This is a genomic window from Winslowiella arboricola (assembly GCF_025527015.1).
Taxonomy (GTDB): domain Bacteria; phylum Pseudomonadota; class Gammaproteobacteria; order Enterobacterales; family Enterobacteriaceae; genus Erwinia; species Erwinia arboricola.
On record NZ_JAODIM010000043.1, the window covers coordinates 1260425 to 1274371 of the forward strand.

29 protein-coding genes are annotated in these 13947 nt (G+C 51.1%); 22 read left to right on the forward strand and 7 right to left on the reverse strand.

Annotation, left to right across the window (positions count from 1 at the left end; all coding sequences use genetic code 11):
• Nucleotides 1-7: 7 nt before the first annotated feature.
• A complete protein-coding gene (locus tag N5923_RS23485) occupies nucleotides 8-184 on the reverse strand; it encodes a hypothetical protein (protein ID WP_267144336.1) in 177 nt (58 codons plus the stop codon).
• A gap of 378 nt (nucleotides 185-562) precedes the next feature.
• On the opposite strand from N5923_RS23485, the gene N5923_RS23490 reads away from it, so the two are divergent.
• A complete protein-coding gene (locus N5923_RS23490; protein WP_267144335.1) occupies nucleotides 563-823 on the forward strand; it encodes a transcriptional antitermination N peptide in 261 nt (86 codons plus the stop codon).
• A 2-nt stretch (nucleotides 824-825) separates the two neighbouring features.
• Nucleotides 826-987 (forward strand): hypothetical protein, encoded by a 162-nt coding sequence (locus tag N5923_RS23495; protein ID WP_267144334.1) that lies wholly within the window; start codon nucleotides 826-828, stop codon nucleotides 985-987.
• Here N5923_RS23495 and N5923_RS23500 read toward each other — a convergent pair whose 3' ends face one another.
• Nucleotides 988-1152 (reverse strand): hypothetical protein, encoded by a 165-nt coding sequence (locus N5923_RS23500; protein ID WP_267144333.1) that lies wholly within the window; start codon nucleotides 1150-1152, stop codon nucleotides 988-990.
• A gap of 149 nt (nucleotides 1153-1301) precedes the next feature.
• Here N5923_RS23500 and N5923_RS23505 point away from each other — a divergent pair, with 149 nt between their 5' ends.
• The 19 genes from N5923_RS23505 (at nucleotide 1302) to N5923_RS23595 (ending at nucleotide 7792) form a co-directional block, all read left to right on the forward strand.
• The gene (locus tag N5923_RS23505) at nucleotides 1302-1454 is read left to right on the forward strand and encodes a hypothetical protein (RefSeq protein WP_267144332.1); all 153 of its coding nucleotides are present in this window, start codon (nucleotides 1302-1304) and stop codon (nucleotides 1452-1454) included.
• Nucleotides 1455-1671: 217 nt separating this feature from the next.
• A complete protein-coding gene (locus tag N5923_RS23510) occupies nucleotides 1672-1830 on the forward strand; it encodes a hypothetical protein (RefSeq protein ID WP_267144331.1) in 159 nt (52 codons plus the stop codon).
• Nucleotides 1827-2099, forward strand: coding sequence for a hypothetical protein (locus N5923_RS23515; protein ID WP_267144330.1), 273 nt, complete (start codon nucleotides 1827-1829; stop codon nucleotides 2097-2099). Before N5923_RS23510 ends, N5923_RS23515 begins: the two co-directional genes overlap by 4 nt.
• Before the next feature lie 21 nt (nucleotides 2100-2120).
• Nucleotides 2121-2306: a hypothetical protein gene (locus N5923_RS23520; protein ID WP_267144329.1), complete on the forward strand. Its 186-nt coding sequence runs from the start codon at nucleotides 2121-2123 to the stop codon at nucleotides 2304-2306.
• Between the two features lie 112 nt (nucleotides 2307-2418).
• On the forward strand, nucleotides 2419-3423 hold the full coding sequence (locus N5923_RS23525) for a hypothetical protein (RefSeq protein WP_267145273.1): 1005 nt from the start codon (nucleotides 2419-2421) through the stop codon (nucleotides 3421-3423).
• Between the two features lie 20 nt (nucleotides 3424-3443).
• Complete coding sequence (locus N5923_RS23530) at nucleotides 3444-3620, forward strand: hypothetical protein (RefSeq protein ID WP_267144327.1); 177 nt, start codon at nucleotides 3444-3446, stop codon at nucleotides 3618-3620.
• A complete protein-coding gene (locus N5923_RS23535) occupies nucleotides 3617-3811 on the forward strand; it encodes a hypothetical protein (RefSeq protein WP_267144326.1) in 195 nt (64 codons plus the stop codon). Before N5923_RS23530 ends, N5923_RS23535 begins: the two co-directional genes overlap by 4 nt.
• Entirely contained in the window at nucleotides 3808-3966 is a 159-nt protein-coding gene (locus tag N5923_RS23540; protein ID WP_267144325.1) for a hypothetical protein, read from the forward strand. Before N5923_RS23535 ends, N5923_RS23540 begins: the two co-directional genes overlap by 4 nt.
• Nucleotides 3953-4567, forward strand: a complete 615-nt coding sequence (locus N5923_RS23545) for an ERF family protein (protein WP_267144324.1) — start codon at nucleotides 3953-3955, stop codon at nucleotides 4565-4567. Before N5923_RS23540 ends, N5923_RS23545 begins: the two co-directional genes overlap by 14 nt.
• Nucleotides 4568-4587: 20 nt before the next feature.
• Entirely contained in the window at nucleotides 4588-4938 is a 351-nt protein-coding gene (locus N5923_RS23550) for a hypothetical protein (protein ID WP_267144323.1), read from the forward strand.
• Between the two features lie 10 nt (nucleotides 4939-4948).
• Complete coding sequence (locus tag N5923_RS23555) at nucleotides 4949-5362, forward strand: hypothetical protein (RefSeq protein ID WP_267144322.1); 414 nt, start codon at nucleotides 4949-4951, stop codon at nucleotides 5360-5362.
• A 1-nt stretch (nucleotide 5363) separates the two neighbouring features.
• Nucleotides 5364-5525, forward strand: a complete 162-nt coding sequence (locus N5923_RS23560; protein WP_267145274.1) for a hypothetical protein — start codon at nucleotides 5364-5366, stop codon at nucleotides 5523-5525.
• Nucleotides 5522-5914 (forward strand): hypothetical protein, encoded by a 393-nt coding sequence (locus tag N5923_RS23565; RefSeq protein ID WP_267144321.1) that lies wholly within the window; start codon nucleotides 5522-5524, stop codon nucleotides 5912-5914. The genes N5923_RS23560 and N5923_RS23565 overlap by 4 nt, the downstream gene beginning before the upstream one ends.
• Nucleotides 5911-6114 (forward strand): hypothetical protein, encoded by a 204-nt coding sequence (locus N5923_RS23570; RefSeq protein ID WP_267144320.1) that lies wholly within the window; start codon nucleotides 5911-5913, stop codon nucleotides 6112-6114. The genes N5923_RS23565 and N5923_RS23570 overlap by 4 nt, the downstream gene beginning before the upstream one ends.
• On the forward strand, nucleotides 6111-6377 hold the full coding sequence (locus N5923_RS23575) for a hypothetical protein (RefSeq protein WP_267144319.1): 267 nt from the start codon (nucleotides 6111-6113) through the stop codon (nucleotides 6375-6377). Before N5923_RS23570 ends, N5923_RS23575 begins: the two co-directional genes overlap by 4 nt.
• A gap of 158 nt (nucleotides 6378-6535) precedes the next feature.
• Nucleotides 6536-6754 carry a hypothetical protein gene (locus tag N5923_RS23580; protein WP_267144318.1) on the forward strand — a complete coding sequence of 73 codons (219 nt, stop codon included), beginning with the start codon at nucleotides 6536-6538 and terminating at the stop codon, nucleotides 6752-6754.
• A 14-nt stretch (nucleotides 6755-6768) separates the two neighbouring features.
• A complete protein-coding gene (locus N5923_RS23585) occupies nucleotides 6769-6984 on the forward strand; it encodes a hypothetical protein (RefSeq protein ID WP_267144317.1) in 216 nt (71 codons plus the stop codon).
• Nucleotides 6981-7457 carry a class I SAM-dependent methyltransferase gene (locus N5923_RS23590; protein WP_267144316.1) on the forward strand — a complete coding sequence of 159 codons (477 nt, stop codon included), beginning with the start codon at nucleotides 6981-6983 and terminating at the stop codon, nucleotides 7455-7457. The genes N5923_RS23585 and N5923_RS23590 overlap by 4 nt, the downstream gene beginning before the upstream one ends.
• A gap of 83 nt (nucleotides 7458-7540) precedes the next feature.
• Complete coding sequence (locus N5923_RS23595; protein ID WP_267144315.1) at nucleotides 7541-7792, forward strand: helix-turn-helix transcriptional regulator; 252 nt, start codon at nucleotides 7541-7543, stop codon at nucleotides 7790-7792.
• Here N5923_RS23595 and N5923_RS23600 read toward each other — a convergent pair.
• On the reverse strand, nucleotides 7762-9006 hold the full coding sequence (locus N5923_RS23600) for a tyrosine-type recombinase/integrase (RefSeq protein WP_267144314.1): 1245 nt from the start codon (nucleotides 9004-9006) through the stop codon (nucleotides 7762-7764). The genes N5923_RS23595 and N5923_RS23600 overlap by 31 nt on opposite strands.
• Before the next feature lie 565 nt (nucleotides 9007-9571).
• On the opposite strand from N5923_RS23600, the gene N5923_RS23605 reads away from it, so the two are divergent.
• The gene (locus N5923_RS23605; RefSeq protein WP_267144313.1) at nucleotides 9572-9925 is read left to right on the forward strand and encodes a hypothetical protein; all 354 of its coding nucleotides are present in this window, start codon (nucleotides 9572-9574) and stop codon (nucleotides 9923-9925) included.
• Between the two features lie 89 nt (nucleotides 9926-10014).
• Here N5923_RS23605 and rmf read toward each other — a convergent pair whose 3' ends face one another.
• From rmf to pqiA, 4 genes are all read right to left on the reverse strand, one after another.
• Entirely contained in the window at nucleotides 10015-10185 is a 171-nt protein-coding gene (gene rmf, locus N5923_RS23610; protein WP_071590539.1) for a ribosome modulation factor, read from the reverse strand.
• A gap of 279 nt (nucleotides 10186-10464) precedes the next feature.
• Nucleotides 10465-11034 carry a membrane integrity-associated transporter subunit PqiC gene (gene pqiC / locus N5923_RS23615; RefSeq protein ID WP_267144312.1) on the reverse strand — a complete coding sequence of 190 codons (570 nt, stop codon included), beginning with the start codon at nucleotides 11032-11034 and terminating at the stop codon, nucleotides 10465-10467.
• Complete coding sequence (pqiB, locus tag N5923_RS23620) at nucleotides 11034-12674, reverse strand: intermembrane transport protein PqiB (protein WP_267144311.1); 1641 nt, start codon at nucleotides 12672-12674, stop codon at nucleotides 11034-11036. The genes pqiC and pqiB overlap by 1 nt, the downstream gene beginning before the upstream one ends.
• Nucleotides 12661-13929: a membrane integrity-associated transporter subunit PqiA gene (gene pqiA, locus N5923_RS23625; RefSeq protein ID WP_267144310.1), complete on the reverse strand. Its 1269-nt coding sequence runs from the start codon at nucleotides 13927-13929 to the stop codon at nucleotides 12661-12663. The genes pqiB and pqiA overlap by 14 nt, the downstream gene beginning before the upstream one ends.
• Nucleotides 13930-13947: the final 18 nt, after the last annotated feature.

The window sequence follows — 13947 nt, forward strand, 5'->3', positions numbered from 1 at the left end:
TTTGTGCCTACCGATCCAGCAAATCTATTGCGAACACCACAGCCAGGTTAGGCTCACCATCTGACAGCAGCCCAATCATCTCAATTATCGCCTCGTTAGTAACCGCCCTTTCCTCTGCCAGTATCTGAACCACAGCCTCGCCGATCACCTTCACAATGGCTTCATGCGCCTTTTCCATGTCCATACAGCCTCCTTAGCTTGGAATTTTAAATTACCACGCCCTTTAATATCGCCAAAATAAAAAAATAAACACAGAAAATACATACACATATCGTGTTTCATATGATTTATACACAATTTGTGTTTGACTATATAATCACGTTTTGTGTACATTAATTCCATCAGCAGGACGCTGAAGCAACAAACCGAACACGGAACAGAGTTCGAAGCTCATTAAAATTAGGCGCTGAAAAAGCGCAAACATACAAAGCAGAAAGCTTTGGACAGGCGTGTCGTGGAGCTAAGGCCCATAACCACTCGGGCTGGACTGAGAAGCGACTTGAAATCTGGAAATTGAAATAGGTTCCAGCGCCTGTACCAAAGCTAACTGACAGGAGGATGTATGAACGCACAAGAAAAACGCCGTAAAGCCCGCGCTGAGAAGCAGGCAGCATGGAAGCAAGCTAACCCCTTGTCGGTTGGCGTGAAGGCTAAGCCAGTTCGCCAGGTGCTTATTCTTAATCGTAAAGCGGTTGACCGGGTTGAAAAGGCTATCGCGGTGCAGACCACGAAGTATTACCCGAGCGCAGACAACATCTGCTTACCGCAGGTGGCGATATACGCCGCTGGCCATCGTAAATCAGAGAATGTCACAGCGAGGTAGTGATGAAATTTAGCGAGATACCAGAAAATGTGCAGGAAGTGGCAGCTGAATTGTTAAGCGAACAACTGGTGCATTATGATAGTTTGGGGTTTGTAAATCGGACGGATAAATCTAAAGAAATTGCCGAAACCGTCCGTGAGGCTTTCGTTAAGCTTTACGAGTAATTACTTTCTGCTTATGCGGTCATATTGCGCTACAAGATTTTCGTAAATAGCGATTATCTGGTCGCCACTATCACCCGCACCCAGCTTACCCGCTCGAATTAGCTCAACGATAATTTGCTGGGCGGCAATTTTAGAATTAGCTGATGGGTTAGCAATGTCTGACATTTATTATTTCCTTATTTTGACTGTAGAAACAGCAGTCTATCCTTTTCCTTTGACTGTGGAAAGCCGGGAAGGCACGCGCCGGGCGTGGATAAATATCCCGGCACACTTCCCCCCTACCCCGCAATGCGGTTCATATAGTGAGGTGAGAAATGCATGAAGTAGTGGCATTTGAAGATGATCACCAGGTGTTCTCGTTTCACATTGCAGCTGACGATGACGAAGCGGCAGAGGAAACAGTTGCCATGCTTAATAGTACTGCTCACCCTGACATTAACTTTAAACTTTCCGAAACGGTCGCGTAACGCGGCCTTTTTTATTGCCTAAATCTTTGGTGCGGCATCTGGGTATCAGCTTCGGCTATGACGCTCAGTATCGTGCTTACATCGCAGAGGTGGAGCCAGCCACCACATTTAATCTGGCGCGCTACCGGAGGGCGGGTTATGTGAATCGCAACGCCGACGGGCGAATACGCAAACTTTCTGCCCTGCACATGCGGGGCTTTTTTACGCCAGGTGAAACATGATAGTCGAACGCAAGGATGGTAAATGGCGCGTCACAAAGCTGTTCTGCGGCTATCTGTGGCGTGCAGATTTAATAGAGGGCTACGGAGTCTTTGCAGGAAAGGTAACCAGCAAGACGATGAATGCTGAACAGCTGAAGAAATGGGAGGAAGGATGAGTGAGTTTAAAGGCACAAAGGAAAAGTGGAGTTATCAGGGTCCGCTGGGTGAAATAATCAGCGATAAAGGAGGGCTTATTGCTGATCTGATAGTTAACGGAAAAGAGGATGAAAACGGCCAGCTAATGGCTGCTGCCCCTGAACTATTCGAGGCACTTCAGCGCATTGAAGTGTGGGCAACAACGATGCACGGTCACAATGTTGAGTATTCAGGCGACCATCCGATCACAAAAGCTAAAGCCGCAATTGCCAAGGCGCTCGGCCAATAACAGCTGCTTAAGGAGATGAGAATGGAGTGGATAGATTTAGAAAAGCAGACGCCTGAAGATGAGCAGCGCTGCGTAGTGTTCACGGATGATGGCGAATATAAAACGGCGGTCTATCAGGAGGATGCTGGAGATTTTTCTGACTTAGACTGGGACGAGCGGATTTATGACGTGAAGGCGTGGACTCCTCTTTATGAATGCACCATCTGAGTGACACCGCAAGCCGTTATTAACCGATAGCGGCTGACGATGTGACCCACATCACCCATGACACTTCTTTGCCCTCTTCGTGAGGGCTTTTTTATGCCCACAGGAGAGGAATATGACAGAGACAACGGATATTGCAGTTATCGAAATTAAGCCTGACCAGGCACCAGCGCTTTATGTTCCAAACGGGCTTGATGCTTACCTCGAAATCATTCGTCAGCAGGTTAACGAGGTGCCTGACCTTAGCACCACCAAAGGCCGCACCCGCGTGGCATCACTGGCGGCGCAGGTATCACGCAGCAAGACGGCAATAGAAAAGCCGGGACGTGAGTACCTGAAGCGCCTGAAAGAGGCTATGAAGCCAGCTGAAGTGGAAATAAAGCGATTCGTTGATGCCTGTGACGAACTGCGCGATGCAACACGCCAGCCACTGACTGAGTGGGAAGCCGAGCAGGATCGCTTAAAAGCGGTAGCGGAAATGGAAGCCTGGCACGAAGAAGCGCTGACGCTGAATGCCGATTTCGACAAAGCGCTGGCTGAGCGTTTCGAAGCCGATTACGAAGTCGCCCTGCTCATGAATGACAAATTCGACCGTGATGCCGCCGATGCTAAAGCCGAAGCCGAGCGCAAACGGATTGCTTACGAACAGGAGTTACAGCAGCAGGCAGCAGATAAGGCCAAACGCGAAGTGGCTGAAGCAGCACGCCTTGAGTTGGAGGCAGCGGCACAGCGCGAAGCAGCACTTAAAGCCTCAGCTGAGAAAGCAGAGAATGACCGCATTGAAGCGGATCAACGAGCTGAACGTGAAAAGAAAGAAACAGCTGAGCGCGTCGAGCGTGAAAAAAATGAAGCCATTGCAGCCGAGCAGCTGAAGGCAAAACAGGAAGCCGATCGCATTAAGCTCGAAGCTGAGCAGAAAGAAGCCTCCCGCCTGGCTGAAGAGAAACGCGTAGCCGATGAAGCTGCCGCCCGCGCAGCTAACGAAGCGCACCGTAAGTCCGTTGGCACTGCCGTTGTTAACGCTCTTATGGCGAACGCTGGCCTAACTCGCGTCCAGTCCATTGATGTTCTGATGCAAATCAAAGACGGCAACATCCCGCATACCAGCATCACCTACTAATCAAATTTAAGGAATCACCCATGCAACAGTTAGCTATTGCAGGGGCTACCCGCGTGGGTGGCTCCAGTTTTGACGCGTTTAAATCTATCCAGTTTCACCCATCCAACATCCTGACCAGCGCAAGCTTCACCCCGCCACCGCGTAAAAGCTTGCTGGATAAGCTGGTCGAATTTCTTCGTTCGGAGGGCAGACCGTGAAAATCACCATTGAATGCAGCGATATCACCACCCGCGCCGGTTATCGACCCGGGATGATGGTGGCAGAGATACACGATGTAACTCTGCAAAAATTCTCAGACAAGGAGTTGTTGGGGCAGATCGACATCAAGGAAGTTTTCGAGTGGCTCAACGAGCAGGGCTACATAGTCACTCAGGAGGCCGTAGCGTGACACTGGAAGATACCGAGGCTGATGCATGTTTTATCAGCCTGATGGCCGCAGTCATCGAACCAATGACATTCGAACTGGCGCAGCAGGAAGCTAACGCCGATCATCGCACGGAGCAGCAGGATATGATGATGGGAGGCTTCTATGAAGGTTTATGAGGCTATCAGTAATGTCGCCAGGGATATGGCAGAAAAAGGCATCAGCAAGGACAGGAAGAACGTGCAGCAGGGGTTTCAGTTTAGAGGCATCGACCAGGTATATAACGCGCTCGCGCCGATGCTGGCGAAACATGGCCTGGTTATTCTCCCCCGGATTACCGAGCGAACAGTGACGGAGCGAGTCACGCAGAAAGGCGGCGTGCTGTTTTATGTTGTCGTTAAAGCTGAGTTTGATTTTGTCGCCACGGAAGACGGCAGCAAGCATACGGTTGTCACCTACGGTGAAGCGATGGATAGCGGCGACAAAGCCACCAATAAGGCAATGTCTATCGCCTACAAATACGCTGCATTTCAGGCATTCTGCATACCTACGGAAGAGACGGCAATTGACGCTGATTCGGAGGTGCATAACGTAACCCCTCAAAACGCCGACGCTATTTTATCTCAATTCACCGAGTACGCCGGGAAAGAGTCCGACAAAGCCACCCTTCAGAGTGAGTACAAAAAGGCATGGTCAGCACTGAATGGTCACCCCGATCATCAAATGAAGTGCAAAGACATCACCGGCATTCGCCTGGCCGAGCTGAAACAAGCCGCCTAACTAACGACAGGAAACCCACTGTGCAGCTAACACCTCGTCAGACAGAGGCGGTATCGCTATGCCCGGAAGAAAGCAGAGCGCGCCTGATAAGGATGTATGAATCAGATAACCGCATGGAGGCGCAGAAACAGGAAGTTTTGGCTGGCGTGGTGGCTGCATGGTCGGCGGCTAAACGCGGCGAACAGCATGACCGGCTTAACCAGATGAAGATTAAAACGAAGAGGAAGCGGACTTCCCTGCTGGCGCTCGAATCATCCTTCTGGCCTAAGCAGCCGAAAATCATCGTCACTGACCCGGCAGAAATCCGAGAAGTTTACTCCGATTACACAGACCGACGCTTTGGTTTGGGTGGCGCCGCAAGGCAGGAATAAGGAGATAGTCATGCGAAAAATAGCCATGTATCGCCGTGGCCGTGGCTGCCCCAATGACGGGCTAAGGGAGAAAGTAGCCTGGCAACTCAGCAAAGTCCCAATGACCGGCAAGGAGCTGGCCGCGATATTCAGGATGGAACCGCGCGAGTTGCATAAAGCCTTAGGCTCTCACTTTGACCGCACCAAAGTAGCCACAATAACCGCCACCGAATGGACTACCGACAGCGAAGGGAATCGCGACCGAACCTACACCCTCACCGCCAGCCCTAAACGCATCGCGCCAAAAGTCACCCCGAAGAAAACTATCGTCGTCAGCTGGAAAGCATTTGCTGAATCGGGCGAAGAGCAGCGTCAGGAAAATATTCTGGCAGCACAGCGGCGTGCGCGATTGATAAAGGCTGGACTATGGATAACGGAGCTATGAGATGAGTAAAGAATGCGAAAATTGCGGATGCAGAATCCGCTCTGGTTACTGCACGAACTGTCAGGAAGAGGCGTATATCGCTTTTGCGCAGGCTCCTGAAATGGAATTTAGCGAAGGGTTTATGGATAAGGCGTGGGAGCAGCAGAAGGAAGCCAGCCGATGAAAATAACCGAACACAAAATGCGCGGAATAATCCTCGGGAAAGCGCTACCTGGCGACATCAAGGTTAGCGAAGGCATCCCGGCTTATCTGGTACGTAAGTTCGCCGAGTTGCATCAGCAGGTTCAGGCGCTGGAAGCTGAGCGTGACTCAGCCACATTGCAGTTTGACTGTATGCAGGACCAGATTAATTTTCACTCTGAAAAGGTGGGGAATCTGGTTGAGGCGCAGCGCGCCGAAGTGGGCGAATTGTCTATGCAAATTCGACGTTTAGTCCACGCGCTAAAAATATCCAACCCAGACAATAGCTTGCTAAAGTCAGTGCCGGACTACATGAAAAGGAAGGGTTACTGGAAAATCACCGACTGTTTGCGCGCGGGAGAGCAGCCATGAGCAAGCTTGCAAAAGGCAAGGTCAGGATTGAGGTTTGCCACAGCCAGTCTGGGGGCTTCTCCCTCTGCATTGGCGATGATAATACCGGTCATCGCCTTGCAGGCGGGAAAGTTGGTGGCATGGAAACTGTTCACACCTTCACTGTAGACGCCGAGGAGTTGATTGAACAAGCTGCTGCTTACGGGAAGGTGAAACCATGACCGAAGAAAAACGCCTGGCGTTGATTGCTGATGCCAAAGAGGAAATTACTCAAATACAGAAATGCCTTACCACATACGGCAAAGGCTGGGTTGCGTATCATGAAAGCAAGCTGGAGCGCCAGCAAATCGCCCTGTCAGCGCTTCAGGCTGAGCCGGTTGCGTTGCCTCACCCTTACCTCTATGCAGACGATAAGGAAGGCTACCTGACACGCATAATGGCAGCACTTAAGGCGGCCAATATCCCTTACAAGGTGGCAGAATGACCACAATCGCCATCATCGCCTTAGTCTTCCCTGCTGCCTATCTTCTCGGCTTCATACATGGTGGTTTATACACTCACCAGAAGATGAAAAAGCAGATTAAGCATTAGCAAACATGCCGCCGAGAGCGGTTTTTTACGCCCAAAATCGAGGAGTTACCCATGAACTACGCCGATCCGGTAGATGAAGCAGCAGCCCTCGCAGAGCTGCAAATTGAGATTGCACTCAGGAACAAGAAGCCAGCGCCGCCGCCGTCACCGGTCTGTTTGAATGGCGATTGCGGCGAGAAGTCGCTTACCGGCACAAGCTATTGCTGCCCTGAATGCCGGGAAGATCATGAGCGCGAACTGTGGGCGATTAGCCAGCGGAGAGTGGCATAACGGAGTGAAGGAGCATGACGCCAGAGCAGAGTAATGCTTTGCGCGCTGTCGCCCGGCAGTGCAATCAGGAAATCAAAGACGCCATTAAGGCCAATCCCAAAGTTAACCGCGACGACATCAGCAGACCAATCATTCAGGCGCACTATAAGCGGATCGAGCCGGTATATCGGTTCGTCGATTTGCTGTGGTGCATTGGCGTGCTTAATGGCGTTCTGAAGGAGAGATTATGACCGAAATTAGCATTCTGGATATGTGCTGTGGTTCCCGCATGTTCTGGATGGATAAGAAGGATAGCCGGGCAGTTTTCGCCGATAAGCGAGACGAGTCGCATATTCTTTGCGATGGTCGCGCGCTGCAAATTAGCCCGGACGTTATTTCAGACTTTCGACACCTGCCCTTTGCCGATGGCTCTTTTGCACAGGTGGTCTTCGATCCGCCGCACCTTGAACGCGCCGGGGAAAATAGCTGGATGCGTAAAAAATATGGCGCCCTTGATAAATCAACGTGGCGGGATGACATCCGCGCCGGGTTCAATGAAGCATTCCGCGTGTTGCGGCCACACGGCACTTTGATATTCAAATGGAATGAAACGCAGATACCGGTAAGCCAGGTGATCGCCCTTACTGACCAGAAACCGACTATCTGGCAACGCACCGGCAAAGCCGATAAAACGCACTGGGTAATTTTCCTGAAAGCATCATGATCACCCTTCCCCACATTCTCATAGCTGCAGTAATCGTAATCATCATCTGGGCGTTATTCGCCAGACTTTAATCAGAGGTAAAAATGGACCGATATAATGTTGAGCCTGAGCAGGCGCGGCTAATGCTCACCCATTACGGTGAAAAATATGACCGTGTCATCTACGAAGCAGAGCGCCGAAAGATAACCGGCATTTGCCGCACCTACTCGTACTATCTGGAGCAGGATGGAAAATATCCGGCACGTCGCATGTATGGCAAAAAATGCGGATGGCTGTTGTCAGAATTATTGCACTGGGTTCACAATCAACCCATGGCGGACTTACGGGCCGCGTAGGTGTTCAATAAAACAACGTTCTCAGCATTCCCGCCCAGCAACTCTAACCTTTCCAACCAAACCTCCATAGCCCGCCTTTTCTCTGGTATATACTGGCTGCGATTATATACAGCCATTATGCCGCCAAGTCTGTGCCCGATCAGCTGCTCTACCACATGGGGGGCGATGCCAAGATCATTCATTTTGGTTGAAAAGGTGCGGCGGAGGTCGTGAGGTGTCCATGGATCATCGTGCCCCAGTCGGGCGTAAATGTGCCTGCACATCTGGCTCACAGCCTCGCCCGATTTTAACTCTCCGAGTATCAGGTCGTCCCGGCCAGCATCGCCCTTCAATTCTTTAAGCCACGAAACTATGCCATCAGGTATTGGCCGGATGATCTCTTCACTGTTTTTGCTGTGCAATACAGGAACCGTCCACAAAGATTCATCAAAGTCCCATTCTTTCCAGGTTGATAGTCTTACCTCTTGGGTGCGAGAACCAAATAAGGCAAGTAGCTTAAGCGTCCTGCTATGGTAAGGCGTTATTCCTTCGGAGTTAACAGCGCGCCACAATTCGCCAAGCTCTTTATCCTTAAGCGTTCTGGCCCTCCTGCTTGCCATCTTTCCAACATCCGGCACCGAAAGCAGATCCAAGGCCTCAGAGACTGCATAATTTCTTACCCTGCAAAATTTCATAGCCTGCTTAGCTGCAACCAGTATCGTTCCAGATGCCACCGGATATTTTCTTTTTACACGGTCTAAGCACGTCAGCCAGTGACGTGTTTCGGTATCCTTAAGTGGCATGTCGCCAATAAATGGATAAATGTGTTTAGAGAACTGCGCGCGCCGATCCTTCTCGTCGGAGCGATTTGTTGCTGCATATTCAGTTAGCCAGTATTCCAGAGCATCTTTTACAGTGACCGGCGTAAGCCTCTCGTCTCTGCTTTCTTTAATCTTCGCCTTTGGATTGTGTCCGTCAGCAAGCCACGTCCGGCATTCATCCCTTTTTTCTCTTGCCAGCTTAAGGCTGACGTCCGGGTAGGCGCCAAGAGAAATGCGCTCAAGCGGGCTTCCCCTCCCACCCAAGCGGTAAGCATAAACCCAGCTGACATGACCAGACTTACTGACCCGGATTGATAATCCTTTGCCATCGGCCACGGTTATTTCTTTTTCCCTCGGGCTACCAAGGTAGGTTTTGAGCTTCTTATCGCTTAATTTATTGATCTCACCCATCACTGCCTCGCGCGTGATATACGCCGTGATACACGATTTAGTGAAAGATGATGAACGACAGTGATTGCTGGTGACAAGTTATTTTGTGAAATGTGTTGGTTTGGCGGGATTTGGTGCGATGAGATATGAATGGTGGTGATCTGTGGTGAATAGTTAGTTAGAGTTACCACCGCTTTCTAAAGCAAGCTTTCGGGGTCCTGATACAATGTTGTCAGGACCTATAAAATCCTCTGTTCCAACCTTCATTACGCTGCGTTCCACCTCCCTGCTTAATTGCCACGCCCACGGTGACATCCTTATTAACCAACTGAGTTACTTGAATATTTTACTCTTTGTAAAAAAAAGATCATTTTATTGCTCTCCGCTCTGGCCTGGATAAGATAAGCGCCATCAAACCGTACTCAATGGCAGTAACGGTGATAATTTTTCTGTACGCCCTGTTTTTCAGTGGAGAGATAGCGATGACAAGAAAGGAAGTGGCGGGTAAAATATGCGCAGTAATCTGACGATATCAACAGTAAGTAACTGGAAGGTCGCAAAACATAGCCGGGATGGCGGAGGGTATAGCATGGAATCCAGAGTGACAAGGTTTGAGTCAGATGTCAGACATATCAATACTACCCTGACGGATATGAAGCAGGATATTCGTGAGCTTCGTTCTGATGTTAAGACATTAGAAGAAAAGATGGATAACAAGTTTGATGCAATGGACACCAAATTCAGTGCCAGGTTTGATGCAATGGACACCAAATTCAGCGCCATGTTTGATGCAATGAATACGCGGTTTGATTCATTCCAGGGGCGGTTTGATTCATTGCAGGGGCGGTTTGATTCATTCCAGAGATGGTTATTGGGCATCCTGTTAACATCTTTAATTATCCCTGTGGTTATCGCGTTAATAACCCCGCTTATCACAAAGTAATTACTCTCGCCTGCACAGCCTCTCAGCTCCAGAAACGAAAACCTCCGCGCTTAGCGGAGGTTAACTTCCTTAAAACAGTGGACAGCCAGTTACGCTGCAGTAACCGCCCTGTCCTCCATGGCTTGTCGCCAACCTCCCAACCAGTGAGATCGTTGATCAATCAACTGATAGGGACACATCTCTTTTGAGCGTCCAGAGATCCCCGCTTGATAACCCCGTGAATGCGCGCGATCCAGGCGATCACGTTTCTGTCTCTTCATCATGCCTCGTTTCCCTCATTTTAGGTCTGCTGGAATTTGGTATCAAAGAAAACAGTGGTTACAGAATGTGCAGCCACACTTAAGTTCTACATTCTTAAACTGGAAAGATCAATGCGCAATATTCACGCCAATGTCATAAATGTGAGCTAAAATTATAAATTCCGCCAGGCTGTTGAATCACAAATACTCTTTTTATCTCACTGAAAAAACAAATAAAAAGTCCCTGATCCTCAGACAATGCTGCTATCTGACAATCAAGGACTTAGCACTAAAGAAAAATTACTTCTGATTTAAGCGTGATAATTCATTAGCGATTTGCTGCGCTTCCTGCTGCCATCCTTTAGCCAGCGTTCTTACTAACGCATCGTAACCATCTTCATTTTGCGGCAGAGAAAGCTGGAATGGGCGCTTAATCAACTGGTTGTTATGTTGCAAAATCCACTCACCACTGACGATAACATTACCATCGTAGCGGCCATGGAAACCGCTGACATTAACATTTAGCGTGTCATGCTGCTCGCCGAGGGGAGAGGCGGAAACAATCCACTGCGGCAATGCGGCGCTGAGATTGCTGACCAGCGTCTGCTGCAACTGTTGATCCAGTGGGCTGGCCCACAGGTTATTCGCGGCGATAACGTACTGCACATCGCTGGTCTGATAGACCACACCATTCCCCGCCAGATAATCCGGTACCGAAACATGCTCCACCCACAGCACTGCCTGCGGGCTGTCGCTACTGCTGGCAGACTGGCCGGCGGCGGTGGCCGGCAGTTGATAGTAAGTGGTCTCTGGCGTACTGCTACAGGCGCTTAACGCCAGCGCCATCGCCAGCGGGATCCATTTCATCATTATTTCGCCCTCTTCGGCTGTGGGTCCTGACCGGGTTTCGCTTCAAACACCAGCGCATTGCTCTTACTGTTCAGGGTCTTCAGTACCGGTTGCAGTTCACGCATGACCTGGTCAAGACGCTGCATATCACCCACCATTTTACTGTAAGCCGGTGAACCTGGCTGGAAGCCCTTCATACTGCGATTGAGTTCACGCAGCGTCTGCTGCATATCCTGTGGCAGATCCTTCATCGACTGACTGGAGGTGATCTGATTCAGGTTATCCAGCGTTTTCTGCAGTTCGCGTAGCGTGCGCTGGCTTTCTGCCAGAGTGCCGGTCGCTTCATTGATCATCGGGTTCAACGGCAACGCGTTGACCTTATCCAGTGCCGCCATCAGTTTCTGCTGAATCTGACTCAGGCCACCGCTGGTGGTCGGGATAATCTCATAGCCGCCAATCTTATTCGGCCCGGTGTAAGGCTTGATGCCATCGTAGAAGTCGAGATCGATATACAGTGAACCGGTCAGCAGGTTAGCGGATTTCAGCGATGCCCGCAGTCCGCGCTGCTTGCCTTCCTGCAGATGCTGTTCAAGATTGAAATCCTCGCCTAAACGGTTGAGGAAGCGCTCAGGTTCAATGCGGATCAGCACCGGAATGCGATAATCGGTATTCAGCTTCTGATTAGTGCCCGGCACCAGGAACGGTACCTGCGCCACCGTGCCGAGACGAATGCCACGGAATTCTACCGGCGCGCCCGGCTGCAGGCCGCGGATCGAATCACTAAAGAACATGACAAAATCGACATGATCGGTGTAGAGCGAATCCTGGATACTGCGCTGGTCGTCGAACAGCTGGTATTCAGCATTGTTTTCCGCCGGCACACCCAGTTCCCGGCCATCCGGGATATCAAAGCTGACGCCGCCGCTAAACAGCGTGGTCAGAGAGCCCATCTCCACCCGCATGCCGGAGGCAGACATATCAACGGCAATACCGCTGTCTTTCCAGAAACGCACATTACTGGTGATCAGGCGATCGTAAGGCGCGGCGATAAACAGCTGATAACGCATCGCACGCTTGTCCGCATCGAATTTGCTGGTCTCCACAGAACCCACGCGATAGCCGCGGAACAGCACCGGATCGCCCGCATTCAGCTGGCCCGCTTTATTACTGTCGAGCGTAATGCGGATACCTTTCGCATCGGGTGGCGCCAGCGGTGGCGCGTCGAGCAGGTCATAGCGCTCGGGCTGCTCACCCTGATTACCGGGCTGCAGTTCGATATAAGCGCCAGAAAGCAGCGTGCCCAGACCGGTCACGCCTTCGCTACCGATCTGCGGCTTCACTACCCAAAAGGCGCTATCGCCATGCAGTAGCTTCTCCATGCCGGAATTCAGGCGGGCTTTAATTTCAACGTGTTTCAGATCGTCGCTCAGTACCGCACTCTCGACGACGCCGACATTGACGCTACGACTTTTAATCGCAGTTTTTCCACCTTCAATGCCTTCAGCATTGGTGGTGATAAGGGTAACTTCCGGCCCCTGATGGCTGAAGTGATAAAACAGGATCCACGCCCCAATCAGTATGGTGACAATGGGAATGATCCAGACGGGCGACCAGCGTTTGATCTGCTCGACTTTGGCGACGCCGTGATTATTTTCCGTCAACGCTCGGCTCCTCAATACTTTTTTCACGTACTCGATCCCAGGTTAAGCGCGGATCAAAGGTCATTGCTGCGAACATGGTCAGTATCACCACCATCGCAAACAATAACGCGCCCACTGCGGGATAAATACTCATTAACCGCCCCATACGCACCAGCGCAGAGAGTACGGCAATCACAAATACGTCGATCATCGACCAACGTCCGACAAATTCAACCACTTCATAGATCAGATGCATCTTTTCACCGTCACGGCGGCCATAGCCCTGCGCATCCCAGCACAGCCAGGCGATGGCAATCATCTTCAGCGTCGGCACCATAATACTGGCAATAAAGATCACCAGCGCCACCGGATAAGATCCGTCACTCCAGAGTAAAATCACCCCGGCCATAATGGTCGAGCTAATCTGGTTACCCAGTGCTTCAGTGACCATAATCGGCAGCAAATTGGCGGGAAAATAGAGCACGATTGAGGTAATCAGCAGCGCCAGCGTCCATTGCAGGCTGTGTTTACGCCGCGCATGACCGGCAGCGCCACAGCGTGGGCAGTGAAGCTGGTCGACAGGCAGAATCGCGGTACAGCAGCGGCAGGAACGCACGCCCTGACGCAGCCCGCTGATACCCGCCAGCGGTTTTAGCGGCAGTGCTGGCATGGGCGCCACACGCTGCCACAACCAGCGTCGATCGACACACTGGAAGGCGCGCAGCTGTAACAGACAAAACAGGCACCAGGGTACAAAACTGCTGCCGATACCAATATCGCCATAAGCCATCAGTTTCACAAAGCTGACCAGCACACCAGCGAGAAAAATCTCCGCCATGCCCCAGCTTTTCAGCTGGAACAGAATACGCGCCATCCAGCGACGTAATCCTTCCGGCATCCGCACCTGGTTTACCAGCAGCAAAATTGCCACCATACAGAACGCCGGAACGCCCTGCACAAACAGCAGAAACAGGGTGGCCAGGCTGCTGTAGTCTTCAGACACCATCACCCGCGGGATCTGCATCAGGGTAATCTGACTACTCAGGCCGGCAACCTGCATATTGATAAAGGGGAAGAGATTGGCGAGCAGTAGCATAAACAGCGCGGCGATCCCGTAAGCTGTTGGCCGCTTACGCGGCTCAACCCAGCTCGAGACTAATGTGGTATGACAGCGTGGACAGCTCGCTTTGCTGCCGGGCTGTAGCACCGGCAGCTGTGTCATCAGGTCACATTGGGGACAAAGCATCCAGTGATGCGCGTGGTCCGACGAACACATACCCTTTTTCTCCCGTAG